This window comes from Cellulomonas sp. Y8 (genome assembly GCF_008033115.1).
Lineage (GTDB): Bacteria > Actinomycetota > Actinomycetes > Actinomycetales > Cellulomonadaceae > Cellulomonas.
The window spans coordinates 612,713-633,530 of sequence record NZ_CP041203.1; the positions used below are offsets into that span (position 1 = coordinate 612,713).

Consider the following 20,818-nt stretch of genomic DNA (forward strand, 5'->3'; position numbering starts at 1 on the left):
CAAACGGGAGATCGTAAGCCGCTGGACAGCGCGCCGACCCGACGACGCCCGGCCTCCGCAGGGAGAGGCCGGGCGCGCCGGCGGGTCGCCGGCGATCAGTCCGCCGGGCCCGCGATCAGGGTGACGGTCGCCGTCTGCGCGGTGCCGTCGGCGGCGGTCCAGGTCAGCGTGACCTGGTCGCCGGGGGCGTGCGTCGCGAGCGCCGCGCTCAGGGCGTCGCCGTCCGCCACGGCGGTCCCGTCGACCGCGGTGATCGTGTCGCCCGCCGCGAGGCCGGCCTGCGCCGCCGGGGTGCCGTCGATCACGCCCGCGACGGTCGCGCCCTCGCCGGTCGAGCCCGTCGCCCCGCCGAGGCCGCCCAGGCCCGGGACGGTCGTGCTGGCGCCGGTCGCCAGCTGCACGCCGAGGAACGCCGGGTAGCCGAGCGTGATCGTGTCGGAGTCGTGGCCGGCGACGATCTGCGTCGCCACGTCGAGGGCGTCGTCGATCGGGATGGCGAAGCCGGTGATGTCCGACGAGCCGGAGGACGCGGCGGTCGTGATGCCGACGACCTCGCCCTGGTCGTCCAGCAGCGCACCGCCGGAGTCGCCCGAGACCACGTCCGCGTCCACCTGGATCAGCCCCGTCAGCGACTCGCCGGACGAGACGCCCTCGGCCTGCGTGGTGATCGACTGGTCGAGCGCGGTGACGGTGCCGTCCGCGGCGAGCAGCACGCCGCCGCCCCCCGCGTTGCCGACCGCCGTGACCGCGTCGCCCACGGCGAGGTCGCCGTCGGAGTCCGAGTCGAGCGTGGCGGTGGTCAGGCCGGACGCGCCCTCGAGCTGCAGGACCGCGACGTCGGCGGTCGCGTCGGTGCCGACGACCTGGGCGGTGTACGTCTCGCCGGTGGTGCCGATCGTCACGGTGATCTCGGTCGCGCCCTCGACGACGTGGTTGTTCGTCAGCACGAGGCCGTCGGAGGTGAGCACGACCCCGCTGCCCGCGGCCTCGGCCGACTGGTAGCCGAGCACGGTGTCGATCAGCACCACGCCCTGCTGCTGGGCCTCGGTGGCGGTGCTGGTGTCGAGGGTGCCGGTGCCGGTCGACGCCGAGCCGGACGAGGAGCCGGGGAGACCGGTCGACGGGGCGGAGCCGCCGTACCCGGAGCCGGAGGACGAGCCGCCCTGCGACCCCGTCGAGCCGCTCCAGCCGCCGAGGCCGGACGCGGAGCCGTCGCGGCCCGCCGAGGCGGTGAGCCCGGTGCCGGCGGTGCCCGCGGGCCAGCCGAGCGCGACCGCCGACCCGCCGAGGACCAGGGCCCCGGCGACGGCGCCCGAGGCGACCAGTCCGACGGCGGTGCGGCGTCGGCGGGAGCGGCGCGGGGCGGACGGGGCGGCGGCCGGGTCGCCCGGGTAGGCGGCGTAGCCGGGGTACGCGGCGTAGCCGGGGTACGCGGGGTCGACCGCGGGCTGCGGCGCAGTCGCCGGCTGCGGCGCACCGCCGACGGGCTGCGCGGCGGACTGCTGCGGGTCGGTCGGCTGCGGGTCGGTCGGCTGAGCGGCCTGGTCGTGCTGGTCCATGAGGGCACCTCCTGCGGGGCGCCGCTGTGGCGCCGACAGGAGCAAGAGAACGCCCCGATCCCGGAAGGTCGCTGAACCCTCCCTGAGCGCCGCCCATGAACCTCCGCCGGCCCGCGAGGTCGTCACAACCGCGTGAGGTCGTCACTCGCTCGTGACGACCTCACCGGGTTGTGACGACCTCACGGCAGCCGGACACCCCGTGTCAGGCGGTGAACCGCTCCGACCGCTCCACCACGTGGGCGGTCTGCGTCGCGTCGTCCCAGGTGTAGACCGTGCGGCCCTCGATGAGGACGTGCTCGGCGCGGGCGTGCACGTCGAGCGGGTCGCCCGACCAGATGACCACGTCGCCGTCGCGGCCCGGCTCCAGCGCGCCGACCCGGTCGTCGAGGCCGAGGAACGACGCCGGGTTGACGGTCAGCGCCTCCAGGGCGGTCTCCCGCGGCAGGCCGTCCTTCACCGCGAGCGTCGCCTGGTGCACCAGGAAGTTGATCGGCACCACCGGGTGGTCCGTCGTGATCGCGACCCGGACGCCGGCCTTCGCGAGCGCGGCCAGGTTGGCGATCGCGCGGTCCCGGAGCTCGACCTTCGACCGCGAGGTGAACATCGGGCCGAAGATCACCGGGATGTCCCGCTCGGCGATGACGTCGGCGATCTTGTGGCCCTCGGTGCCGTGGTTCAGCACGAGCCGGTAGCCGAACTCGTCGGCCAGCCGGATGGCGGTCACCAGGTCGTCGTGCCGGTGCGCGTGCTGGTCCCAGGCCAGCTCGCCGTCGAGCACCCGCGCCAGCGTCTCCAGGCCGAGGTCGACCTTGAACGGCTCGCCCTTGGCCTCGGCGGCGGCGCGCGCGGCGCGGTAGTGCTGGGCGTCGGTGAACGCCTGCCGGATGATCAGCGCGGTGCCGAGCCGGGTCGACGGCGTCTGCTTCTTCTCCGCGTACACCCGCTTGGGGTTCTCGCCGAGCGCCGACTTCACGGAGACGGCGGCCTTGATGACCTGCTCGTCGATGGTGCGGCCGCCCCAGGACTTGATCGCGACCGACTGGCCGCCGATCGGGTTGCCCGAGCCCGGCTTCACGACGACCGACGTCACGCCGCCGGACAGCGCGTCGCGGAAGCCCTCGTCGTCGATGTTGACCGCGTCGATCGCCCGGACGGCCGCCATGTTGGGGCCGGTCATCTCGTTGGTGTCGTTGCCCGCGACGCCCTCGCCCTCCTCGTGGATGCCCACGTGGCCGTGCGCCTCGACGAAGCCCGGCAGCACCCAGCGGCCGGTCGCGTCGATCACGGTTGCGCCCTCGGGGACGGCGACGTCGGCGCCGACCGCCTCGATGCGGCCGTCGCGGATGAGGACGGTGCCGCCGTCGATCGGGTCGGAGGAGACGGGGACGACGTGGCCGCCGGTGATGGCGACGACAGAGGAGGTCATGACCTCCACCGTACGTCGGCGTCCGGACCGGCTCGCACCCGGGACCCGGGCGTCCGTCGGCCGACCCCGAACGCCGCGAGCGCCCCGCGTGTGGCACGGTGGCACGCGTGCGATACGTGATCATCGGTGCCGGCGCGGTCGGCGGGACCATCGGCGGGCTGCTGGCGGAGGCGGGGCGCGAGGTCGTGCTCGTCGCCCGCGGCGCCCACCTCGACGCGCTGCGGGCGGACGGCCTGCACCTGACGACCCCGGCCGGCGCCCGGGTGGTCCGGGCCGCGACGGCCGCCGGGCCGGAGGACGTCGAGCTGCGCCCCGGCGACGTGCTCGTGCTCGCCGTGAAGGGCCAGGACACCGCCGCGACGACGGCGCAGTGGGCGGGCCGCCCGGTCGCCGGCGGGCGGACCGCGGGCGAGGACCTGCTGCTGGTGTGCGCGCAGAACGGCGTCGACAACGAGCGCACCGCGCTGCGCCGGTTCGCCCGGGTGGCCGGCATGGGCGTGTGGCTGCCCGCGACGTTCCTCGAGCCGGGCCGGGTGTCGGCGGCCGGCAGCCCGGTGACCGGCGTGCTCACCCTCGGCTCGTTCCCCGTCGGGGACGCCGACCCGGACCTGGCCGCCGTCAGCGCGGACCTGGAGGCGGTCGGGTTCCGTGCGCCGGTCGTGCGGGACGTCATGGCGTGGAAGTACGCGAAGCTGCTGAGCAACCTCGGCAACGCCGTCGAGGCGCTGTGCGGCCCGGTGCGCGAGCCCGCGGCGAAGGAGCTGCTGGCCGCGACGGTCGCCGAGGCGCGCGCGGTGCTCGCGGCGGCGGGGATCGAGCCGACCTCCCCCGAGGAGGAGGGCGCCGCCCGCGGCGACTTCACGCTGGTGGAGCTGCCGGGCGTCACCCGCCGCGGCGGGTCGTCCTGGCAGAGCCTGGTGCGCGGCGCCGGGTCGATCGAGGCGGCGTACCTGAACGGCGAGATCGTGCTGCTCGGTCGGCTGCACGGCGTCGCAACGCCGCTGAACGCGGCGCTGCTGCGGCTGGCCGAGGCCGCCGCGGCAGCCGGCGAGCAGCCCGGCGGGCACGACGCGGCCGAGATCCTCGGCGCGGCCCGGGCCGCGGCCTGACCGGAGCGACGACGTGCTGAGCGACGACGCGGCGGGCCGGGCGGGCGGCGGCGAGGCCGACCCGGGTGCCGCGGGCGGTCCGGGGGCGACGGGCTCCCCCGCGCCCACCCCGAAGCCGCTGCCGGCCGGGCCGCCGTCCACGCGCGTCGACCGCTGGGTGTGGGCCGTCCGGCTCACCAAGACCCGCGCCGCGGCGGCGACCGCGTGCCGCGCCGGCCACGTGCGCGTCAACGGCGAGCGCGCCAAGCCGGCCACGTCGGTCAAGGTCGGTGACGAGGTCCGGGTCCGCGGCGAGGGTCCCGAGCGGATCGTCGAGGTCGCGCACGTCCTGGAGCGTCGCGTCGGCGCCGAGCCCGCCGCCCGGTGCTACGTCGACCGCACCCCGGCACCCCCGCCCCCGGAGCAGGTGGCCGTGGCGGCGCAGCGCGACCGCGGTGCGGGCAGGCCGACCAAGCGCGAGCGCCGCGAGATCGACCGCCTCCGCGGCCGCGGCTGACTCCGCTCGAACCGGCGCCCGCGCCCGCCCTCGCTCCCTTCCCCGGGGCCGCGCCCGCGCCCGCGACAGTGGAACGTCATGACCGACACGCCGTCGGCGTGTCGGTCATGACGTTCCACTGTCGGGTGCGGACAGGGCGATGCGGGCCCGCCGGCCCCCCGGCGACCCTGGGTCGGCCGCGGTCAGGCCGGGGCGACCAGCGGTCCCACGCCCAGGCGCCCCGCGAGGGCCATCGCGTCGACCGGGGCGCGCACCTTGGTGTCGTTGTCGAAGTACACGAACACGTCCCGCCCCTCCGGCGCCGCCGCGGCCGCCGGGCCCAGCCGGTGCGCGTCCTCCGGCTCCCCTCCCGCGGCCCACGCGCGCACCCGCGCGGCCCACCGGTCCAGCGCCGGGTCGTCGTAGCCCGAGACGTACAGCTCGGAGTCGCCGTGCAGCCGCACGTAGACCAGGTCGGACGTGACGTCCTCCAGGTACGGCCAGCGCCCGGCGGTGTCGGCCACCACCAGCCCGATCCCGTGCTCGCGCAGCAGCGCCGGGAACTCGGGCGTCTCGAAGGACGCGTGCCGCACCTCCAGCACGTGCCGCAGCGGCCGGTCGGCGTCGGTGGTGGTGAACGCCCGGTCGTCGAGCCGCTCGTCGTGCCGCCCGGCCAGCTCCGCCGCGGCGGCGGTCGTCCGCGGCAGCAGGTCGAAGAACCGCGCCAGCCGGTCGGGGTCGTAGCCGAGCGTCGGCGGCAGCTGCCACAGCACCGGCCCGAGCGCCGGGCCCAGCGCGAGCACCCCGGAGGCGAAGAAGTTGGCCAGCGGCACCTCGACGTCGGCGAGCTTCTTCATGTGGGTGACGAACCGGCCGCCCTTCACCGAGAACACGAAGTCCTCCGGCACCTCGGCGCGCCAGGCCTGGTACGACTCCGGCCGCTGGAGCGCGTAGAAGGAGCCGTTGATCTCGATGGTGCCCAGGTGGCGGGAGGCGTGCTCGAGCTCGCGGCGCTGCGGCAGCCCCTTCGGGTAGAACACCCCGCGCCAGGGCGCGTACCGCCAGCCCGAGATGCCGATCCGGACGGTGGAGGTCATGGCCGGACCGTAGGCAGGGACCGAGCGGGCGGCAACGCGGACGGGTGACGCCGGGCCCACGTCACGGCCCGTTCAGCCGTTCGACACGCGCGGGACGCCCGATGACGGTATGCCTGGCGGGTGCACGCCGACCCCGCCCCGCAGCCGCCGACGCCGGCCGGGCCCCCGACGCCCACCGACCCCGCGACGCCCGGCCCTGCCGCCCCGCCGGCTCCCGCGCCCGGCGCGCGCGGCCGCATCCTCGCCTGGTCCCTCTGGGACTGGGGCTCCGCGGCCTTCAACGCGGTCATCACGACGTTCGTGTTCACGCGCTGGCTGACCAGCGACGCGTTCGTCGATCCCGCCGTGGTCGCGGCGGGCGGCGACGCGCTCGACGCCGCGCTCGCCCGGCACTCGACCTGGCTCGGCTGGGGCCTGACGGCCGCCGGGGTGCTCATCGCGCTGCTGGCGCCGCTCACCGGCACCCGTGCGGACGGCTCGGGCCGCCGGCGGCGGAACCTGGCGGTCCAGACCGCGGTCACGGTGGCGCTGTGCGCCGCGATGGCGCTGGTCCGGCCCGACCCGGACTCGCTCACCGCGAACCTGCTGCTCGGCATCGCGCTGCTCGCGACCGCGAACCTCACGTTCGAGCTGGCGAGCGTGCACTACAACGCCCTGCTCCCCCGGGTCGCGACCCCCGCGACCCTCGGCCGGGTCAGCGGGCTCGGCTGGGGCGCGGGCTACCTGGGCGGCATCGTGCTGCTGCTCGTGCTGTTCGTCGGGTTCATCAACCCGGAGGTCGGCTGGTTCGGGGTGACGGGCGAGGACGGCGTGAACATCCGCGTCGCGGTGCTGGTGTCGGCGCTGTGGTTCGGCGCGTTCGCGGTCCCGGTGCTCGTCGCGGTGCCGGACGACCCCGCGGAGGCCGCCGCGGCGCGCCGCCGGCCCGGCGTGCTCGAGGCCTACCGTCGGATCGTCGCCGACGTGCGCGACCTGTGGCGGACGTCCCGCAGCACCGTGTGGTTCCTGCTCGCGAGCGCCGTGTACCGCGACGGGCTCGCGGGCGTGTTCACCTTCGGCGCCGTGATCGCGTCCGGCACGTTCGGGTTCTCCGCGAGCGAGGTCGTGGTGTTCGCGATCGCCGCCAACGTGGTCGCCGGGATCTCGACGCTCGCGGCCGGCGCCCTGGACGACCGCGTCGGTCCCCGCGTGCTCATCGTCGTCTCGCTGGTCGGGCTGGTGGTGGCGGGCGTCGCCACGTTCGCGCTCGCGGGCGCCGGCACCTCGGCCTTCTGGGTGTGCGGGCTGCTGCTGTGCGTGTTCGTCGGGCCGGCGCAGTCGGCGAGCCGCTCGCTGCTGACCCGGATCGCGCCGCCGGGGCGCGAGAGCCAGATCTTCGGGCTGTACGCGACCACCGGTCGCGCGGCGAGCTTCCTCGCGCCGTTCGCGTTCTCGACCGCCGTGGCGGTCGCGGGCTCGCAGCGGTGGGGCATCCTGGGCATCGTGCTCGTCATCGCGATCGGCCTGGCCGCGCTGCTGCCGCTGCGCCTGGCCGCGGCCCGGCCCGGGGCGCGCGCGTCGACCGACGGGGGCCCCGCGTGACCGGCTGGCGGCCCGACCCGCTCGGGCCGGGCTGGGAGCAGCGCACCCTCGCGCTGTCGGGGACGGACGCGGACCTGGTCGCGACGGTCGTCCGCCGGACCCCGGAGCCCGGGTCGACCCCCGGGGGCGGCGCCGTGCTGCACGTGCACGGGTTCAACGACTACTTCTTCCAGACCCACCTCGCCGACGCGTTCGCCGCGGCGGGCCACACGTTCTACGCGCTCGACCTGCGCCGGTGCGGCCGGTCCTGGCGCGAGGGCCAGGTGCCGCACTACGTCGACGACCTCGCCGAGTACCGCGCCGACCTCGGCCTGGCCGCCCGGCTGCTGCGCGACGAGCTCGGCCACGACCGGCTCACGGTGCACGGCCACTCGACCGGCGGGCTCACGGCCGCGCTGTGGGCGGACAGCCCCGGCGGCCGCGGGGCCGTCGACGCGCTGGTGCTGAACAGCCCGTGGTTCGACCTGAACTCCCGGTGGTTCCACCGCGTGGTGTCGACCTGGGTGCTGGACAGCCTGGGGCCGGTGGACCGGATGCGGGTGCTGGCCGACGGGCCGTCCGCCTACTCGTGGCACCTGCACGCCGACCACGGCGGGCGGTGGGACTACGACCGGTCGCTCAAGCCCGCCGAGGGGTTCCCGGTGCGGGCGGGCTGGCTGCGCGCGGTGCGCCGGGGCCAGGCGCGGCTGGGCCGCGGGCTGCGGATCGACGTCCCCGTCCTGGTCGCCACCGCGGCGGAGTCGGGGCCGAACTCCCGGTCGAACCCGCTGCTCGACGCCCAGGACACCGTGCTCGACGTGCAGCAGATCTGGGCGCGCGCGCCCCGGCTCGGCGACGACGTCACGCTCGTGACGATCCCGGGCGGCATCCACGACCTCGCGCTGTCCGCCGACGGCCCGCGGACGGAGTACCTGCGCACGGTCACGGAGTTCCTCGCGCGGGTGCAGGGCGACCGCGCGGCCTGATCCGCTCAGATGCCGGTGACGAGGCGGATGCCGGCCGCCACCGCGTTCGCCAGGTAGGCCGGGAGGTGGCCGGTCGGGAACGGCTCGAGGAACTCGCGCGACACCGGGCCGACCTGCGAGACGACCGCGACGCTGTCCCGGTCGAGGCCGCTCGCGGCACCGGGGACCAGCACGTTGCCCGGGAACACCTCCAGTGCCAGGTTCGACGTGAGGGGCACCACCAGCACCGTCCCGATCTCGGTCGCGAGCAGCCAGTCGTCCTGCACGACCACGGCGGGACGGACCTTGCCCGGCTCGCTCCCCCTCGGCTGACCGAAGTCGACCCACACCACGTCGGAGCGGGCGATCACCACTCGGTCCCCTCCAGCACCGCCCGCTCCGACGCGCGGAGGAACGCGCCGTCGCCGGCCGGCTGCCCGGCGCGCGCGATGGCCGCGTTGGCGAGGGCGGTGAGCTCGCTCGTCCCCTCGAGCTCGTCCGCGAGGCGGCGTCCCGCAAGGCGGTAGAACTCGGAGCGGTTCATCCCGTGCCGCGCCGCGACGCGCTCGAACCGCTCGAAGTCAGGATCCGGTACGGAGATCGCGGTCTTCATGGCCCCGAGTATAACCGGTCATACCAGCCCGGCGTCAGCCCCGCAGCCCCGCCGCGTCGATCAGCGTCGCCGCCGCCGCCCGCGCCTGCACCGCCGCCTCGGGCGAGCCGGCGATCGCCGCGGTGGTCTGCGCGCCCTCCGCGAGGATCGCGAGCTGCGCCGCGAGCGCGGGCCCTCCGCCGGCGTCGGCGACGAGGCCCGCGACGTACTCCTGGAACCGCGCCTTGTGCGCGCGGACGATCTCGGCGACCTCGGGCGAGCACCCGCCGAGCTCGCCGAACGAGTTGATGAAGATGCAGCCGTGGAAGTCGGTCTCGCCGAACCACCCGGCCAGGTGGTCGTAGACGGCCAGCAGCCGCTCGCGCGGGCTCGGCGCCGCGTCCACGGCGGCCTGCACGCCGCGCTCCCACTGCGCGCTGCGGCGGCGCAGCACCTCGGCGACGATCGCGTCCTTCCCGCCGAACAGGGCGTAGAGCCGCTTCATCGGGACGCCGGCCTCGGCGCGCAGCTCGTCCATGCCGACGGCCTGGATGCCGCGCCGGTAGTAGAGCCCGTCCGCGGCGGCGAGCACCCGCTCGCGCAGCTCGTCGGCGGACGGCGCCGGACGGGCCGCCTCCTGCACCTGGTTCATGGCCGCTCCTCGGGGCTTGCGCGGAAAACGCTCGTTCTCTAGTGTAGGCGACATCGCGGAGAACGACCGTTCTCCGAAGAGGGAGAGGGCTGACCATGCCGTACATCACCGTGGGCACCGAGAACACCACGTCGATCGACCTCTACTACGAGGACCACGGGACGGGGCAGCCCGTCGTCCTGATCCACGGCTACCCGCTCGACGGGCACTCGTGGGAGAAGCAGTCAGCCGCCCTGCTGGACGCCGGCTACCGCGTCATCACGTACGACCGCCGCGGGTTCGGGCAGTCGAGCCAGCCCACCACGGGCTACGACTACGACACGTTCGCCGCCGACCTGAAGACGGTGCTCGACACCCTGGACCTGCGCGACGCGGTCCTCGTCGGGTTCTCGATGGGCACCGGCGAGGTCGGCCGGTACCTCGGCACCTACGGCTCGGAGCGGGTCGCGAAGGCCGTGTTCCTGGCGTCGCTCGAGCCGTTCCTGCTGCAGACCGACGACAACCCGACGGGCGTCCCGGGCGAGGTGTTCGACGGGATCGTCGAGGCCGTGACCGCCGACCGCTACGCGTACTTCACCAGCTTCTACGCCGACTTCTACAACACCGACGAGAACCTGGGGTCGCGGCTGTCGGAGGAGGCGCTCCGGCACTCCTGGGACGTCGCCGCCGGCTCGTCCTGGTTCGCGTCCAGCGCCGTGGTCCCCGCCTGGCTCACCGACTTCCGCGGCGACCTGCCGAAGGTCGACGTGCCGACGCTGATCGTGCACGGCACCGCGGACCGGATCCTGCCGATCGACGCCACCGGCCGCCCGTTCCACGCGGCGCTGCCGCAGGCCGAGTACGTCGAGATCGAGGGGGCGCCGCACGGCATGCTCTGGACGCACGCCGCCGAGGTGACCGAGGTCCTGCTCGACTTCCTCAAGCGCTGACCCCGCGTCCCCGCGACGGCGCCGGCCGGGCCCACGAGGCCCGTGTCGGCGCCGTCCGGCATGCTGGAGGGGTGCAGCACCCCGGCGGCCCCGAGACCCGCGGGTACGTCCCGGACGGCCCGCTCGACGTCCGGCTCACGCTGATGCTGGTCCGCCGCGGCGGCCTCGACCCCGCGCTCCGCATCGAGCGCGACGGCACGGTCTGGCACGCCCTGCGCACCGCCGACGGGCCCGCCACCCTGCACCTGCGCCCCGGGCCCCGCGGGGTCGCCGCGGCCGCCTGGGGACCCGGCGCGGCCCGCGCGCTCGCCGGCCTGCCGGACCTGCTGGGCGCCCGGGACGACCCGCGCACGTTCGACGCCGTCGGCCACCTCGCGCTCGCCGCGGCGCACCACCGGCTGCACGGCCTGCGGATCCCCCGCACGGGCGACGTGCTGGGCGCCCTGGTACCCGCGGTGCTGGAGCAGCGCGTCGTCACGGTCGACGCGCACCACGCCTGGCGCTGGCTGCTGCTCCGGCACGGCGAGGTCCCGCCCGGGCCGGCACCCGCGGGCATGCGGGTGCCCCCGGACGCCCTCGGCTGGCGCCGGGTCCCGGTGTGGGACTGGCGGCGGGCCGGGGTGGACGACCAGCGGTCCTCGACGATCCTCCGCGCCGCCGCGGTCGCGCGCCGGCTGCAGGAGGTGCTGGACGTCGCCCCGGACGCGCCCGGCGCCGCCGCGGAGGTCCGGCGGCGGCTCGCCACCGTCCCCGGGATCGGCGTGTGGACGGTCGCGGAGACCACCCGGCGCGCGCTCGGCGACGCGGACGCCGTGTCGGTCGGGGACCTGCACCTGCCCCGGCTCGTCGGCACGGCGATCGCGGGGCGGCGGGTCGAGCAGGAGGAGGTGCTCGACGTGCTCGCCCCCTGGGCCCCGCACCGGGGACGGGTCGTGCGGCTGCTCGAGCTCACGGACCGGTCACGCTCCCCCCGCACCCGGCCGCGGCCCCGGCGCGCGGTCCGCCCGGCCTGACCCGCGACACCTGCGTCCGGCCCTCGCGCCCGGAATACCGCGCACCCCCCGACCGCTGCACAATGTTCCCGTCCGACCGCTGCACCCCGAGGGAGTCCCGTGAACCAGCCCCGCATGAACGTCGAGTCGTTCAACCTCGACCACCGGACGGTCGCCGCGCCGTACATCCGGCTGGCCGACACGAAGGTGCTCCCGGCGGGCGACGTGATCAGCAAGTACGACATCCGGTTCGCCCAGCCCAACAAGGCGCACCTGGAGATGCCGGTCGTGCACTCGCTGGAGCACCTGTTCGCCGAGCACTCGCGCAACCACAGCGACCGGGTGATCGACTTCTCCCCGATGGGCTGCCAGACGGGGTTCTACCTGATCCTGCAGGGCGAGTGGGCCGAGGACGACGTCCAGGCCCTGGTCGCCGACACGCTCCAGGACATCACCACCGCCGGCGAGGTGCCCGCGGCGAACGAGGTGCAGTGCGGCTGGGGCGCCAACCACACCCTGGAGGGCGCGCAGGGCGCGGCGCGGGAGTTCCTCGCGCACCGCGCCGAGTGGAGCCAGGTGACCGCGTGACGGCGGCGAGCGCCCTCGCGGGCGTCGACGTCGTCGTCTCGGTCGCGATGCCGGACGAGGCGGCGCCGTTCCTGGAGCGCGCCGCCGCCGTCGGCGAGCCGGCCACGGTCGGCGGCGCCGAGCACCATGTCCTCACCGTCGCCGGCCGGGACGTGCTGCTCGTCCGCTCCGGGATCGGCCTGGCGAACGCCGCCTCGGCCGCGTCCGCGGCGCTCGTGCTGGTCGCGGCCGCGCGCGGCGGCGCGGCGCCGGCGGCGCTGATCAGCGCGGGCAGCGCGGGCGGCGTCCAGGCGGGCGTGCACGTCGGCGACGTCGTCGTCGGCTCGGAGCACGTGTACACGAACGCGGACGCCCGGGCCTTCGGCTACGCGCTCGGCCAGGTGCCGGGCATGCCGGCGACCTACCACGGCGACCAGGCGCTGCGCGGCGCCGCCCTGGGTGCCGACGCCGGCGACCTCACCGTGCGCGCGGGCCTCATGCTGTCGAGCGACGCGTTCGTCGACGCCAGCCTGGTCGGTCCGGTGCGCGAGCAGTTCCCCGGCGGCCTGTCGACCGACATGGAGACCACCGCGCTCGCCCAGGTGGCGCACGTCTACGGCGTGCCCTTCCTCGCCGTGCGCGGGATCTCGGACCTGTGCGGCCCGGCCGGCGCGGACGACTTCCTCACGCACGTGGACGACGCGGCCGACCGCTCCGCGGCGGTCGTGCTGGCCATGCTCGCCCGGGTGGGCGCGCCCGCCTGACGACGACGGCCGGCGCGCCGGGGACTCGAGGATCCGCCTCAGCCCCCGGCGCGCCGGCCGCCCTCGTCGCCGGTCCCGCGGTCGCCCGCCCGGCGCCCGGCCGCGGCACCGCCGACGGCCCCGCGGCGCTCCGCGACGGTCCGGCGCACCGCCGCACCCCGGCGCGCGCCGCCGCGCCCCGGCCGGTCGCCGCCGAGCTTGGCGTCGTACATCACCTGGTCCGCGTCGTGCAGCAGCTTCTCGGTCGTGTGCGCCCGGTCCGCCACCGCGGCCCCGACGCTGGCGCTGACCCGCGCCCACGCGCCGCCGACGGGCACCGACACCTGGCCCATGTCCTGCACCGCCGCCACCGCGCGCCGCACCGCGGCGGGCGTGCCGGTGACCAGCACGGCGAACTCGTCGCCGCCCAGCCGGGCGACGGCGCCGGACGGCGGCACGAGCTCGCGCAGCCGGTCGGCCACCGCCACCAGCACCCGGTCGCCCACGGCGTGCCCGAAGCTGTCGTTCACGGCCTTGAAGTCGTCCAGGTCGACGTACATGACCGCGACGCCGCGGCGCCCGTCGACCCGCCCGGCCAGCGCCTCGTCGACCAGCCGGTGGAAGTGCGACCGGTTGACCAGCCCGGTGAGCGCGTCGTGGTCGACCATGTGGGCCAGGCGCTCCTCGAGCGTCTTCTCCTGGGTGACGTCGACGAGCACGCCGTGCAGCCGCGGGCTGCCGTCGCTGTCCCGGCGGAGGACGGCGTCGTCGCGCACCCACACGTCGTAGCCCTCGCGGTGCCGCAGGCGGTAGGTGATCGACGGCAGCTGGCCGCCCTCGCCCAGGCCCTCGCGCAGCGCCTCCTCGTGGAACCGCATCGCGCGGTCCGACGGGTGGATCGCGCGGGTCCACTCCCCCGCGTCGTCCAGCCACTCCTGGGGTGTTCGGCCGAGCATCCACTCCAGGCGCGGGCTCACGTACTCGAACCGGCCGCCGGGCCCGGGCTCGGCGATGTAGACGACCGCCGGGACGTGCTCGACCAGCAGCCGGTAGTGCAGCTCGGCGGCGGCGAGCTCGTCGGCCAGCCGCTTGCGCTCGGTGATGTCCTGGACCATGCCGATGGCGTAGTCCGGCCGCCCGTCGGCGTCCCGGACCAGCGACACCGTGAGGTCCACCCAGAGCGTCGTGCCGTCCTTGCGGACGAACCGCTTCTGCATGGCGAACCCGTCGGCCTCGCCCTCGCCGTCCACCATCGCGCGGAACAGCCGGTCGTTCTCGGCCTGGTCCTCGGCCACGGTGTAGTCCGCGAACGGCATCGTCGCGAACTCCTCGGTCGAGTAGCCGAGCAGCTGCCGCAGGGTGTCGTTCGTCAGCGGCGTGCGGCCGTCGAGCTGCACGAGGCCGATGCCGACCGGTGCCGCCTCGATGAGCGTCTCGAGCTGCCGCAGCCGCTGCGACTGCCGCGCCATCAGCGCGGGCAGGTCCTCGGGAGCCGGCGCGCCGCCCGCCTCCACGCGGCGCCGGCGGCGCGGCAGCCCCGGGACCCGCCCGGCGCCCTCGGCCGCCGACGCGGGCGACCGGGGGGTGAGGCCGTCGAGCGGGAACGAGCCGTCCCGGGTCAGCGCCGCCAGGGCCCCGCGCAGCGCCCGGGCGCCCTCGTCGGCCTCCCACTCCTGCTGCCCTGCGCCGTCCACGTCCCGATCCTCGCTGTTGCACGCGCCGCCCCGGCGAGCGCGCCGGGGACCTGCTCGTGTCATCGGCGTCCTCGCAGGTCATCTGAGGCGCCGACCGGGTGGACCGCGATGGCGGGCGGGTGACTTCTCAGACCTCCGAGGAGCCGAGGTCGGGACCGGGGACGAACGTCACCCGCGCCTCCGCGGCGCCGTGCAGCTCGAGGACCACGAGCTCGTTGCCGGCGGCGCGCAGCAGGGGCCCGGGCACGTAGAGCGTCGCGGTCGGGCCCGCGCTCCAGTACCGGCCGAGCAGGAAGCCGTTCACCCAGACCAGGCCCTTGCCCCAGCCGTCCGTGCGCAGGAAGTGGTCGGCGCCCGCGACGGCGTCGAAGGTGCCGCGCAGGAACGCCGGACCGGCGACCGGCACCGCGGCGTCGGAGGCGGGCGCGGCGGCCAGCAGGTCGGCCAGCGCCGGCTCGACGCCGTCCAGGCGCAGCGGCGTCACCGCCCAGTCGGTCACCTCGCGGGTCGCCGTCCGCGCGGGCCCGATCAGCCCCTTCGGCTCGCCGATCCGCGGGCCGTAGTTGACGCGGCCCTGGTCCTCGACCAGCAGGGTGAGCTCGCCGGCCCGGGCGGGCAGCGCGAGCGTGCGGCTGTGCTCGGTCCGGCTCAGGACGCCGACCGGCTCGCCGTCGAGCGCGACCAGCGCGCGGTCCCGGACCTCGGCGAACGTGAGCGCGCCGTCGTCCGCGGTGACGCGGGTGCGGTACAGCGTGAACCCGGTCCAGTGGCCGAGCTCGTCGGTGGTCGGCAGGTGGTCCCACGCCGCGGGCTCGCCGAGCACGGGCAGCGCCGCGGCGAACGGGACCCGGCGGTCGAGGTCGACCGCGAGCTCCGGCGCCGGCGCCGGGTCGCCGGGCAGCTCGTCCGGCACGGGCGCGTACCGGGAGATGACCTCGCGCATCGCGTGCCACTTGGCGGTGACCGCGCCGTGCTCCGCGAGCGGGGCGTCGTAGTCGTACGACGTGGTGATCGGCTGGTACGTGTGCTTGTCGTTGGCGCCGCCGGTGAACCCGAAGTTGGTGCCGCCGTGGAACATGTAGAGGTTCACGGACGCGCCCAGCGCCAGCAGGTCGTCCAGGTCCTGCGCGTTCATCTCGGCCGGCGCCACGTGGTGCGGCTGGCCCCACCAGTCGAACCAGCCGTCCCAGAACTCCATGCACATGAGCGGGCCGGTCGGCTGGTGCCGGCGGAGCAGCTCGAGGCGCTCCTTGGCGCGGGTGCCGAAGGTGACCGTCCGGTGCAGCTCGGGGACGCTGCCGCGGGCCTGCATCTCGTCGTCGGCCTGGTCGCAGCTCAGCAGCGGGACCTCGATCCCGCGCTCCCGGTTCATCGCGATCAGCGCGCGCAGGTAGTCGTGGTCGTCGCCGTAGGCGCCGTACTCGTTCTCCACCTGCACCGCGATCACCGGGCCGCCGCGGGTGACCTGGCGCTCGGCGACGAGCGGGAGCAGCTGGTCGTAGTACTGCGCGATGGCGGCGAGGTAGCGCGGCTCGTGCCGGCGGACGCCGACCTCCGGGTCCGCGAGCAGCCACGCGGGCAGACCGCCGTTGTCCCACTCGGCGCAGATGTACGGGCCGGGGCGCACGATCGCGTGCATCCCCTCGGCGGCGACCAGGTCGAGGAACCGGCCCAGGTCGCGCGGGCCGTCGAGGTCGAACCGCCCGCGCTCGGGGGCGTGGAAGTTCCACGCCACGTAGGTCTCGATGGTGTTGAGCCCCATGAGCCGGGCCTTGCGGATGCGGTCCGCCCACTGCTCGGGGTGCACCCGGAAGTAGTGCAGCGCACCGGAGACCACCTGGTGCGGGCGGCCGTCGAGCAGGAAGTCGGTGTCGCCGATCTCGAACGTGGGCATGCTGGGCGGTGCTCCCGGGGTGTCGTGGGTGGGGCGCGGTGGCCGGGCGGGGCGGTGGCCGGGCGGGCGGCCGGTGCCGGGCCGGCGGCGGGCGTCGTGCGCCGCGCCGCCGGCCCGGCGGAGGGCGTCAGTCGACCGTGAAGCCCTGCTCGTTGCCGTACGCGACCGACTTGTCCTGCCAGTCGAGCAGGCCGTCCTGCAGCGTCGTCCCCGACACGTAGGCCTGGCCGGCCGTGTCGTTGAAGATGCTGTTCGCGTAGACCTGGAACGGCAGGTACTGCCAGCCCTCGGCCACGTCGGCCGCGGACTGCGCGAGGACCTCGTTGGCCTTCTGGCCGCCGAAGTACGGGAACTCCTTGTTGAGGAACTCGTCCGACTCGAGGTCGGCGACGGTGGCCGGGAAGGCGCCCGCGTCGATCCGGGTCTGCACGCCGTCGCCGGCGGTGGCGTACTGCAGGAACTCGTAGGCGAGCTCGGCGTTCTGCGTGCCCGCCGGGATCGACAGGCCGGAACCGCCGTTCTCGGCCGTCACGGAGTCGCCGGCCTCCCACTGCGGCATGGGCGCGACGCGCCAGTCGCCGGAGGCCTGCGCGACGCCGGACTCCAGGTTGGCGGGCATCCACGCGCCCACGACCAGGGTGGCGAGGGTGCCGTTGCCGAGGCCCTGGTACCACTCGTCGGTCCAGCCGCTGATGTCGGAGAGCAGGCCCTCGTCGATCATCTGCTGCCACAGGTCGGTGTACTTCTGCGTGCCCTCGTCGGTGAAGTCGATGGTCACGTCCGTGCCGTCGACCGTGTACGGGTGGCCGCCGGCCTGCCAGATCATCGAGGTCGCCGAGCCGGCGTCGCCGGTGTCGGACGCGATGTAGACGCTCGGGTCGGCGGCGTGCAGGGCGCGCGCGGCCGCGAGGTACTCGTCCCACGTGGTCGGCACGGCGACGCCGAGCCGGTCGAAGACGGCCTTGTTGTAGAACAGCGCCATCGGGCCCGAGTCCATCGGCAGGTTGTAGATGCCGTCGCCCTGGTGCACCGCGTTCCACGGCCCGGGGCTGAAGGTGCCGTCCAGGTCGTCGGCGCCGTACTCGGTGAGGTCGAGCAGCGACTCGCCGATCGCGAACTGCGGCACCGCGTAGTACTCGATCTGCGCGACGTCCGGGACGCCCGAGCCGGCCGCGATCGCGTTCTGCAGCGCGGTGTACTGGTCGTTGCCGGTGCCGGCGTTGACCAGGTCGACCGTCACGTCGGGGTGGTCGGCCTGGAAGTCGGCGACCACGTCCGTCAGCGAGGTCTCCCACGCCCAGATGGTGAGCGTCGTCGAGCCGCCGCCCGAGGCGTCGTCCGAGCCGCCGCCGTCGCCGCCGGAGCTGCAGGCGGCGAGGCCGAGGGAGAGCGCGCCGGCCAGCGCGACGGTGCGCACCAGCGTCCGGCGGGTACGTGCGGTCATGGGGTGTCCTTCCACGTCGTCGTGAGATGGGTGGTGCTGGGTCGTGCGGGAGGGGTCATTCCTTGACGGAGCCGGACGCGAGGCCCGACTGCCAGAACCGCTGCAGCAGCAGGAACGCGGCGATGAGCGGCACGATCGTGAGGACGGAGCCCGTGATCACGAGGTTGAAGATCGCCTGGCCGCCCGAGGTCGCCGCCTGGGCGTTCCACGAGTTCAGGCCGACCGTGAGCGGGTACCAGTCCGGGTCCTTGAGCATGATCAGCGGCAGGAAGTAGTTGTTCCAGGTCGCGACCATCGTGAAGAGCAGCACCGTGACGATGCCGGGGCCGAGCAGCGGCAGGCAGATCTGCGCGAAGGTGCGCACCTCGCTGGCGCCGTCGACGCGGGCGGCCTCCAGCAGCTCGGTCGGGATCGCCTCGGCCGCGAACGTCCACATGAGGTAGAGGCCGAACGGCGAGATCAGCGACGGGATGATGACGGCCCACGGGGTGTTGGTCAGGCCCATCTGGCTGAACATGAGGAACGTCGGCACGGCGAGCGCGGTGCCGGGCACCGCGACCGCCCCGATCACGATCGCGAACACGGCGCGCTTGCCCGGGAACGTGAACTTGGCCAGGCCGTAGCCGCCGAGCACGGCCAGGGCGGTGGCGCCGCCGGCGCCGACGACCACGTAGAGCAGCGTGTTGCCGAGCCAGCGGACGAAGATGCCGTCGTTGTAGGTGAGCGTGTCGGCGATGTTCTGGAACAGGGAGAAGTCGCCGGCGAACCACAGGCCGAACGAGCCGAACAGGTCCTCCTGCGCCTTGGTCGCGTTGATGACCAGCCAGGCCAGCGGGACGACCGCGTACAGGCCGACCACGGTGGTGAGCACCGTGAGCAGGACGCTGCGGCGGGGCCTGTCGACGCTGTGGCCGCGGCGGGTGCGGAGCTTCGGGCCCGCGACGGGACGGGCGGGCGTGGGGGCGGTGGTGGTCGTCATCGTCACGCCTCCTTCCGCATGCCGCGGAGCTGGACGGCGTAGGCGACGACCATCGTGACGACGCCCATGATGATCGCGACGGTGGCCGAGTAGTTGTACTGCTGGCCGGAGAAGGACAGCGAGTAGGCGTACATGTTCGGCGTGAAGCTCGTCGTGATCGCGTTGGGCGCGAGCTTCTGCAGGATGCTCGGCTCGTTGAACAGCTGGAACGAGCCGATGATCGAGAAGATCGTGGCGATGACCAGGGCCCCGCGGATCGCGGGGAGCTTGATCGCACGGATCACCCGCCACTGCCCCGCCCCGTCGATGGCCGCGGCCTCGTAGAGCGAGGCCGGCACCACCCGGAGCGCCGAGTAGAAGATCAGCATGTTGTAGCCCACGAAGCTCCAGGTCACGATGTTGCCGATCGACAGCAGCACCAGGTCGGGCGACAGCGGGTTGGGCAGCGAGACCCCGAACGCGTCGTTGATGTTCCCGACCAGGCCGAACCGGGTGCCGTACATGAAGCCCCACATGAGCGTGGCGACCACGGCGGGCACGGCGTACGGCATGAAGATCGAGATGCGGAAGAAGCTCTTGCCGTAGAGCCGGCCGCTGTCGATCGCGAGGGCCACCAGCAGCGCGATGCCGAGCATGATCGGCACCTGCACCGCGAGGAACAGGGTCACGCGCCCGAGCGCCGACCAGAACGCCGGGTCGGCGAACGCGCGCTGGTAGTTCTCGACGCCGACGAAGGCGTTGCCCCCGACGAGCTGCTTGCGGAACAGGCTGAGGTAGATCGAGTACGCGATAGGCGCGAGGAACACCAGCGCGAACACGGCCATGAACGGGCCGACGAAGCCCCAGCCGGTCCACCGGCCGCGGCGGGCCGGACGGCGTCCGGGCCGGGCCGGGAGGTCCGCCACGACGGGCGGGGGGACGGTCTGCGTCACGACGAGCCACTCCTTCGGGGTCGTTGCGCGTCCGATGTTGACGTCAACATCCGGTGCGCCCGCTCACGGTGCCACGGGGTCGCCGCGTGCGTCAACGGGAGCGGTGCCCTCGGAGGTCACGAAATGGTGACGTCACCATTGCGTCGATGGTGACGTGAACACGCGCTAGGGTCTGCGGCATGACCGTCGCCGCGCGCGGCCGCCCGGGCCCGTCGATCGCCGACGTCGCGCAGCTCGCCGGCGTCTCCTCGCAGACCGTCTCGCGCGTGTCGACCGGCGCGGAGAACGTCCGGCCGGAGACCCGCGAGCGGGTGCTCGCGGCGATGGACGAGCTCGGGTACTCCCCCAACCACGCGGCGCGCGCGCTGCGGTACGGCTCGTTCGGCACCCTCGGCCTGATCGCGCACCGCCTCGCCCGCACCGGCGAGTCCCGCACGGTCGAGGCCGTCGTCGAGGCCGCGCGGGCCGAGGGGTACACCGTGAGCCTGGTCGACGTGCGCACCCCGGGGTCGGCCGACGTCACCGACGCCGTGGCCCGGCTGTCGCACCAGTCGATCGACGGCCTGGTCATCATCCGGGCCGAGACCGCCACCCCGGTCACGCTCGCGCTGCCGCCGCGGATGCCGGTCGCGGTCTCCGACTCGCGGTTCGTCGGGCACCACCCGGCGGTCGGCGCGGACCAGGTCACCGGCACGCACCTCGCCGTGCAGCACCTGCTCGACCTCGGGCACCGCACCGTGCACCACGTGGCGGGCCCGGAGGACTCGGCCCCCGCCCAGATGCGCGCCGCCGCGTGGCGCGAGCACCTGGTCGGATCCGGGCGCCCCGTCCCGGAGGTGCTGGTCGGCGACTGGACGGCGCGGTCCGGCTACGAGCTGGGGCGGCGGCTGGCCGACGACCCCGACGCCACCGCCGTGTTCTGCGCCAACGACGAGATGGCTGCGGGCGTCGTCCGCGCGCTGTACGAGCGCGGGCGCCGGGTCCCGGACGACCTGTCCGTCGTCGGGTTCGACGACATCCCGCTCGCCGAGTTCCTCTGGCCGCCGCTCACCACCGTGCAGCAGGACTTCCACCAGATCGGCAGCCGCCTCATCGACCTGCTGGTCCGGCAGATCCGGGACCGCGAGACGCTGACCGACTCGCGGATCGTGGTGCCCACCCGGCTCGTGGTGCGGGCGAGCACCGGGGTGCCGCGGGCCTGAGCCGCGC

Annotated in this window: 20 protein-coding genes; 9 read left to right on the top strand and 11 right to left on the bottom strand. The window is 75.0% G+C overall.

The window, feature by feature from the left end; all coding sequences use genetic code 11:
• Positions 1-95: 95 nt before the first annotated feature.
• Both FKM96_RS02720 and FKM96_RS02725 read right to left on the bottom strand, forming a co-directional pair.
• Positions 96-1,559 carry a S1C family serine protease gene (locus FKM96_RS02720; protein WP_147793936.1) on the bottom strand — a complete coding sequence of 488 codons (1,464 nt, stop codon included), beginning with the start codon at positions 1,557-1,559 and terminating at the stop codon, positions 96-98.
• A gap of 202 nt (positions 1,560-1,761) precedes the next feature.
• Positions 1,762-2,985, bottom strand: a complete 1,224-nt coding sequence (locus tag FKM96_RS02725; protein ID WP_147793937.1) for an amidohydrolase — start codon at positions 2,983-2,985, stop codon at positions 1,762-1,764.
• Between the two features lie 107 nt (positions 2,986-3,092).
• Between FKM96_RS02725 and FKM96_RS02730 the strand changes: the two genes are divergently transcribed.
• Together FKM96_RS02730 and FKM96_RS02735 are read left to right on the top strand one after the other, a co-directional pair.
• Positions 3,093-4,094 carry a ketopantoate reductase family protein gene (locus tag FKM96_RS02730; RefSeq protein WP_147793938.1) on the top strand — a complete coding sequence of 334 codons (1,002 nt, stop codon included), beginning with the start codon at positions 3,093-3,095 and terminating at the stop codon, positions 4,092-4,094.
• Positions 4,095-4,212: 118 nt separating this feature from the next.
• Positions 4,213-4,590: an RNA-binding S4 domain-containing protein gene (locus FKM96_RS02735; protein ID WP_210417418.1), complete on the top strand. Its 378-nt coding sequence runs from the start codon at positions 4,213-4,215 to the stop codon at positions 4,588-4,590.
• A 182-nt stretch (positions 4,591-4,772) separates the two neighbouring features.
• Here FKM96_RS02735 and FKM96_RS02740 read toward each other — a convergent pair whose 3' ends face one another.
• Complete coding sequence (locus FKM96_RS02740) at positions 4,773-5,666, bottom strand: DUF72 domain-containing protein (RefSeq protein WP_147793939.1); 894 nt, start codon at positions 5,664-5,666, stop codon at positions 4,773-4,775.
• Between the two features lie 120 nt (positions 5,667-5,786).
• Here FKM96_RS02740 and FKM96_RS02745 point away from each other — a divergent pair, with 120 nt between their 5' ends.
• Both FKM96_RS02745 and FKM96_RS02750 read left to right on the top strand, forming a co-directional pair.
• A complete protein-coding gene (locus FKM96_RS02745) occupies positions 5,787-7,247 on the top strand; it encodes an MFS transporter (RefSeq protein WP_147793940.1) in 1,461 nt (486 codons plus the stop codon).
• Positions 7,244-8,212, top strand: coding sequence for an alpha/beta hydrolase (locus FKM96_RS02750; RefSeq protein ID WP_147793941.1), 969 nt, complete (start codon positions 7,244-7,246; stop codon positions 8,210-8,212). Before FKM96_RS02745 ends, FKM96_RS02750 begins: the two co-directional genes overlap by 4 nt.
• A 5-nt stretch (positions 8,213-8,217) precedes the next feature.
• On the opposite strand, the gene FKM96_RS02755 is transcribed toward FKM96_RS02750, so the two are convergent.
• The 3 genes from FKM96_RS02755 to FKM96_RS02765 are packed head-to-tail and all read right to left on the bottom strand — an operon-like array spanning position 8,218 to position 9,435.
• Positions 8,218-8,562 (bottom strand): type II toxin-antitoxin system PemK/MazF family toxin, encoded by a 345-nt coding sequence (locus FKM96_RS02755; RefSeq protein WP_147793942.1) that lies wholly within the window; start codon positions 8,560-8,562, stop codon positions 8,218-8,220.
• Positions 8,559-8,804 (bottom strand): CopG family transcriptional regulator, encoded by a 246-nt coding sequence (locus FKM96_RS02760; protein ID WP_147793943.1) that lies wholly within the window; start codon positions 8,802-8,804, stop codon positions 8,559-8,561. The genes FKM96_RS02755 and FKM96_RS02760 overlap by 4 nt, the downstream gene beginning before the upstream one ends.
• 34 nt (positions 8,805-8,838) lie before the next feature.
• Positions 8,839-9,435 carry a TetR/AcrR family transcriptional regulator gene (locus FKM96_RS02765; protein ID WP_210417350.1) on the bottom strand — a complete coding sequence of 199 codons (597 nt, stop codon included), beginning with the start codon at positions 9,433-9,435 and terminating at the stop codon, positions 8,839-8,841.
• 95 nt (positions 9,436-9,530) lie between these two features.
• Here FKM96_RS02765 and FKM96_RS02770 point away from each other — a divergent pair, with 95 nt between their 5' ends.
• The 4 genes from FKM96_RS02770 to mtnN all read left to right on the top strand — a co-directional run bounded on the left by FKM96_RS02770 (position 9,531) and on the right by mtnN (position 12,687).
• Positions 9,531-10,364: an alpha/beta fold hydrolase gene (locus FKM96_RS02770; RefSeq protein WP_147793945.1), complete on the top strand. Its 834-nt coding sequence runs from the start codon at positions 9,531-9,533 to the stop codon at positions 10,362-10,364.
• 71 nt (positions 10,365-10,435) lie between these two features.
• The gene (locus FKM96_RS02775; protein ID WP_147793946.1) at positions 10,436-11,377 is read left to right on the top strand and encodes a DNA-3-methyladenine glycosylase; all 942 of its coding nucleotides are present in this window, start codon (positions 10,436-10,438) and stop codon (positions 11,375-11,377) included.
• Positions 11,378-11,491: 114 nt separating this feature from the next.
• Positions 11,492-11,944, top strand: coding sequence for an S-ribosylhomocysteine lyase (locus FKM96_RS02780; protein WP_147796879.1), 453 nt, complete (start codon positions 11,492-11,494; stop codon positions 11,942-11,944).
• Positions 11,941-12,687, top strand: a complete 747-nt coding sequence (mtnN, locus tag FKM96_RS02785; protein ID WP_246855165.1) for a 5'-methylthioadenosine/S-adenosylhomocysteine nucleosidase — start codon at positions 11,941-11,943, stop codon at positions 12,685-12,687. The genes FKM96_RS02780 and mtnN overlap by 4 nt, the downstream gene beginning before the upstream one ends.
• Before the next feature lie 38 nt (positions 12,688-12,725).
• Here the strand turns inward: mtnN and FKM96_RS02790 are convergent, their stop codons facing one another.
• The 5 genes from FKM96_RS02790 to FKM96_RS02810 all read right to left on the bottom strand — a co-directional run bounded on the left by FKM96_RS02790 (position 12,726) and on the right by FKM96_RS02810 (position 19,609).
• Entirely contained in the window at positions 12,726-14,360 is a 1,635-nt protein-coding gene (locus tag FKM96_RS02790) for a sensor domain-containing diguanylate cyclase (protein WP_168216849.1), read from the bottom strand.
• Between the two features lie 127 nt (positions 14,361-14,487).
• Positions 14,488-16,254, bottom strand: coding sequence for a beta-galactosidase family protein (locus FKM96_RS02795; protein ID WP_147793948.1), 1,767 nt, complete (start codon positions 16,252-16,254; stop codon positions 14,488-14,490).
• Between the two features lie 127 nt (positions 16,255-16,381).
• The gene (locus tag FKM96_RS02800; protein WP_147793949.1) at positions 16,382-17,698 is read right to left on the bottom strand and encodes a sugar ABC transporter substrate-binding protein; all 1,317 of its coding nucleotides are present in this window, start codon (positions 17,696-17,698) and stop codon (positions 16,382-16,384) included.
• 55 nt (positions 17,699-17,753) lie between these two features.
• Entirely contained in the window at positions 17,754-18,677 is a 924-nt protein-coding gene (locus FKM96_RS02805) for a carbohydrate ABC transporter permease (protein WP_147793950.1), read from the bottom strand.
• A 2-nt stretch (positions 18,678-18,679) separates the two neighbouring features.
• The gene (locus FKM96_RS02810; protein ID WP_371300479.1) at positions 18,680-19,609 is read right to left on the bottom strand and encodes a carbohydrate ABC transporter permease; all 930 of its coding nucleotides are present in this window, start codon (positions 19,607-19,609) and stop codon (positions 18,680-18,682) included.
• A 179-nt stretch (positions 19,610-19,788) separates the two neighbouring features.
• Between FKM96_RS02810 and FKM96_RS02815 the strand changes: the two genes are divergently transcribed.
• Positions 19,789-20,811 carry a LacI family DNA-binding transcriptional regulator gene (locus tag FKM96_RS02815; RefSeq protein WP_147793951.1) on the top strand — a complete coding sequence of 341 codons (1,023 nt, stop codon included), beginning with the start codon at positions 19,789-19,791 and terminating at the stop codon, positions 20,809-20,811.
• Positions 20,812-20,818 lie beyond the last annotated feature (7 nt).

Bases quoted from the DNA above. Each gene is read 5' to 3' on its own strand.
- FKM96_RS02720 (WP_147793936.1), bottom strand. From the start codon at position 1,559: ATGGACCAGCACGACCAGGCCGCTCAGCCGACCGACCCGCAGCCGACC.
- FKM96_RS02805 (WP_147793950.1), bottom strand. From the start codon at position 18,677: ATGACGACCACCACCGCCCCCACGCCCGCCCGTCCCGTCGCGGGCCCG.
- FKM96_RS02795 (WP_147793948.1), bottom strand. From the start codon at position 16,254: ATGCCCACGTTCGAGATCGGCGACACCGACTTCCTGCTCGACGGCCGC.
- FKM96_RS02765 (WP_210417350.1), bottom strand. From the start codon at position 9,435: ATGAACCAGGTGCAGGAGGCGGCCCGTCCGGCGCCGTCCGCCGACGAG.
- FKM96_RS02760 (WP_147793943.1), bottom strand. From the start codon at position 8,804: ATGAAGACCGCGATCTCCGTACCGGATCCTGACTTCGAGCGGTTCGAG.
- FKM96_RS02815 (WP_147793951.1), top strand. From the start codon at position 19,789: ATGACCGTCGCCGCGCGCGGCCGCCCGGGCCCGTCGATCGCCGACGTC.
- FKM96_RS02780 (WP_147796879.1), top strand. From the start codon at position 11,492: ATGAACGTCGAGTCGTTCAACCTCGACCACCGGACGGTCGCCGCGCCG.
- FKM96_RS02800 (WP_147793949.1), bottom strand. From the start codon at position 17,698: ATGACCGCACGTACCCGCCGGACGCTGGTGCGCACCGTCGCGCTGGCC.
- FKM96_RS02770 (WP_147793945.1), top strand. From the start codon at position 9,531: ATGCCGTACATCACCGTGGGCACCGAGAACACCACGTCGATCGACCTC.
- FKM96_RS02725 (WP_147793937.1), bottom strand. From the start codon at position 2,985: ATGACCTCCTCTGTCGTCGCCATCACCGGCGGCCACGTCGTCCCCGTC.
- FKM96_RS02740 (WP_147793939.1), bottom strand. From the start codon at position 5,666: ATGACCTCCACCGTCCGGATCGGCATCTCGGGCTGGCGGTACGCGCCC.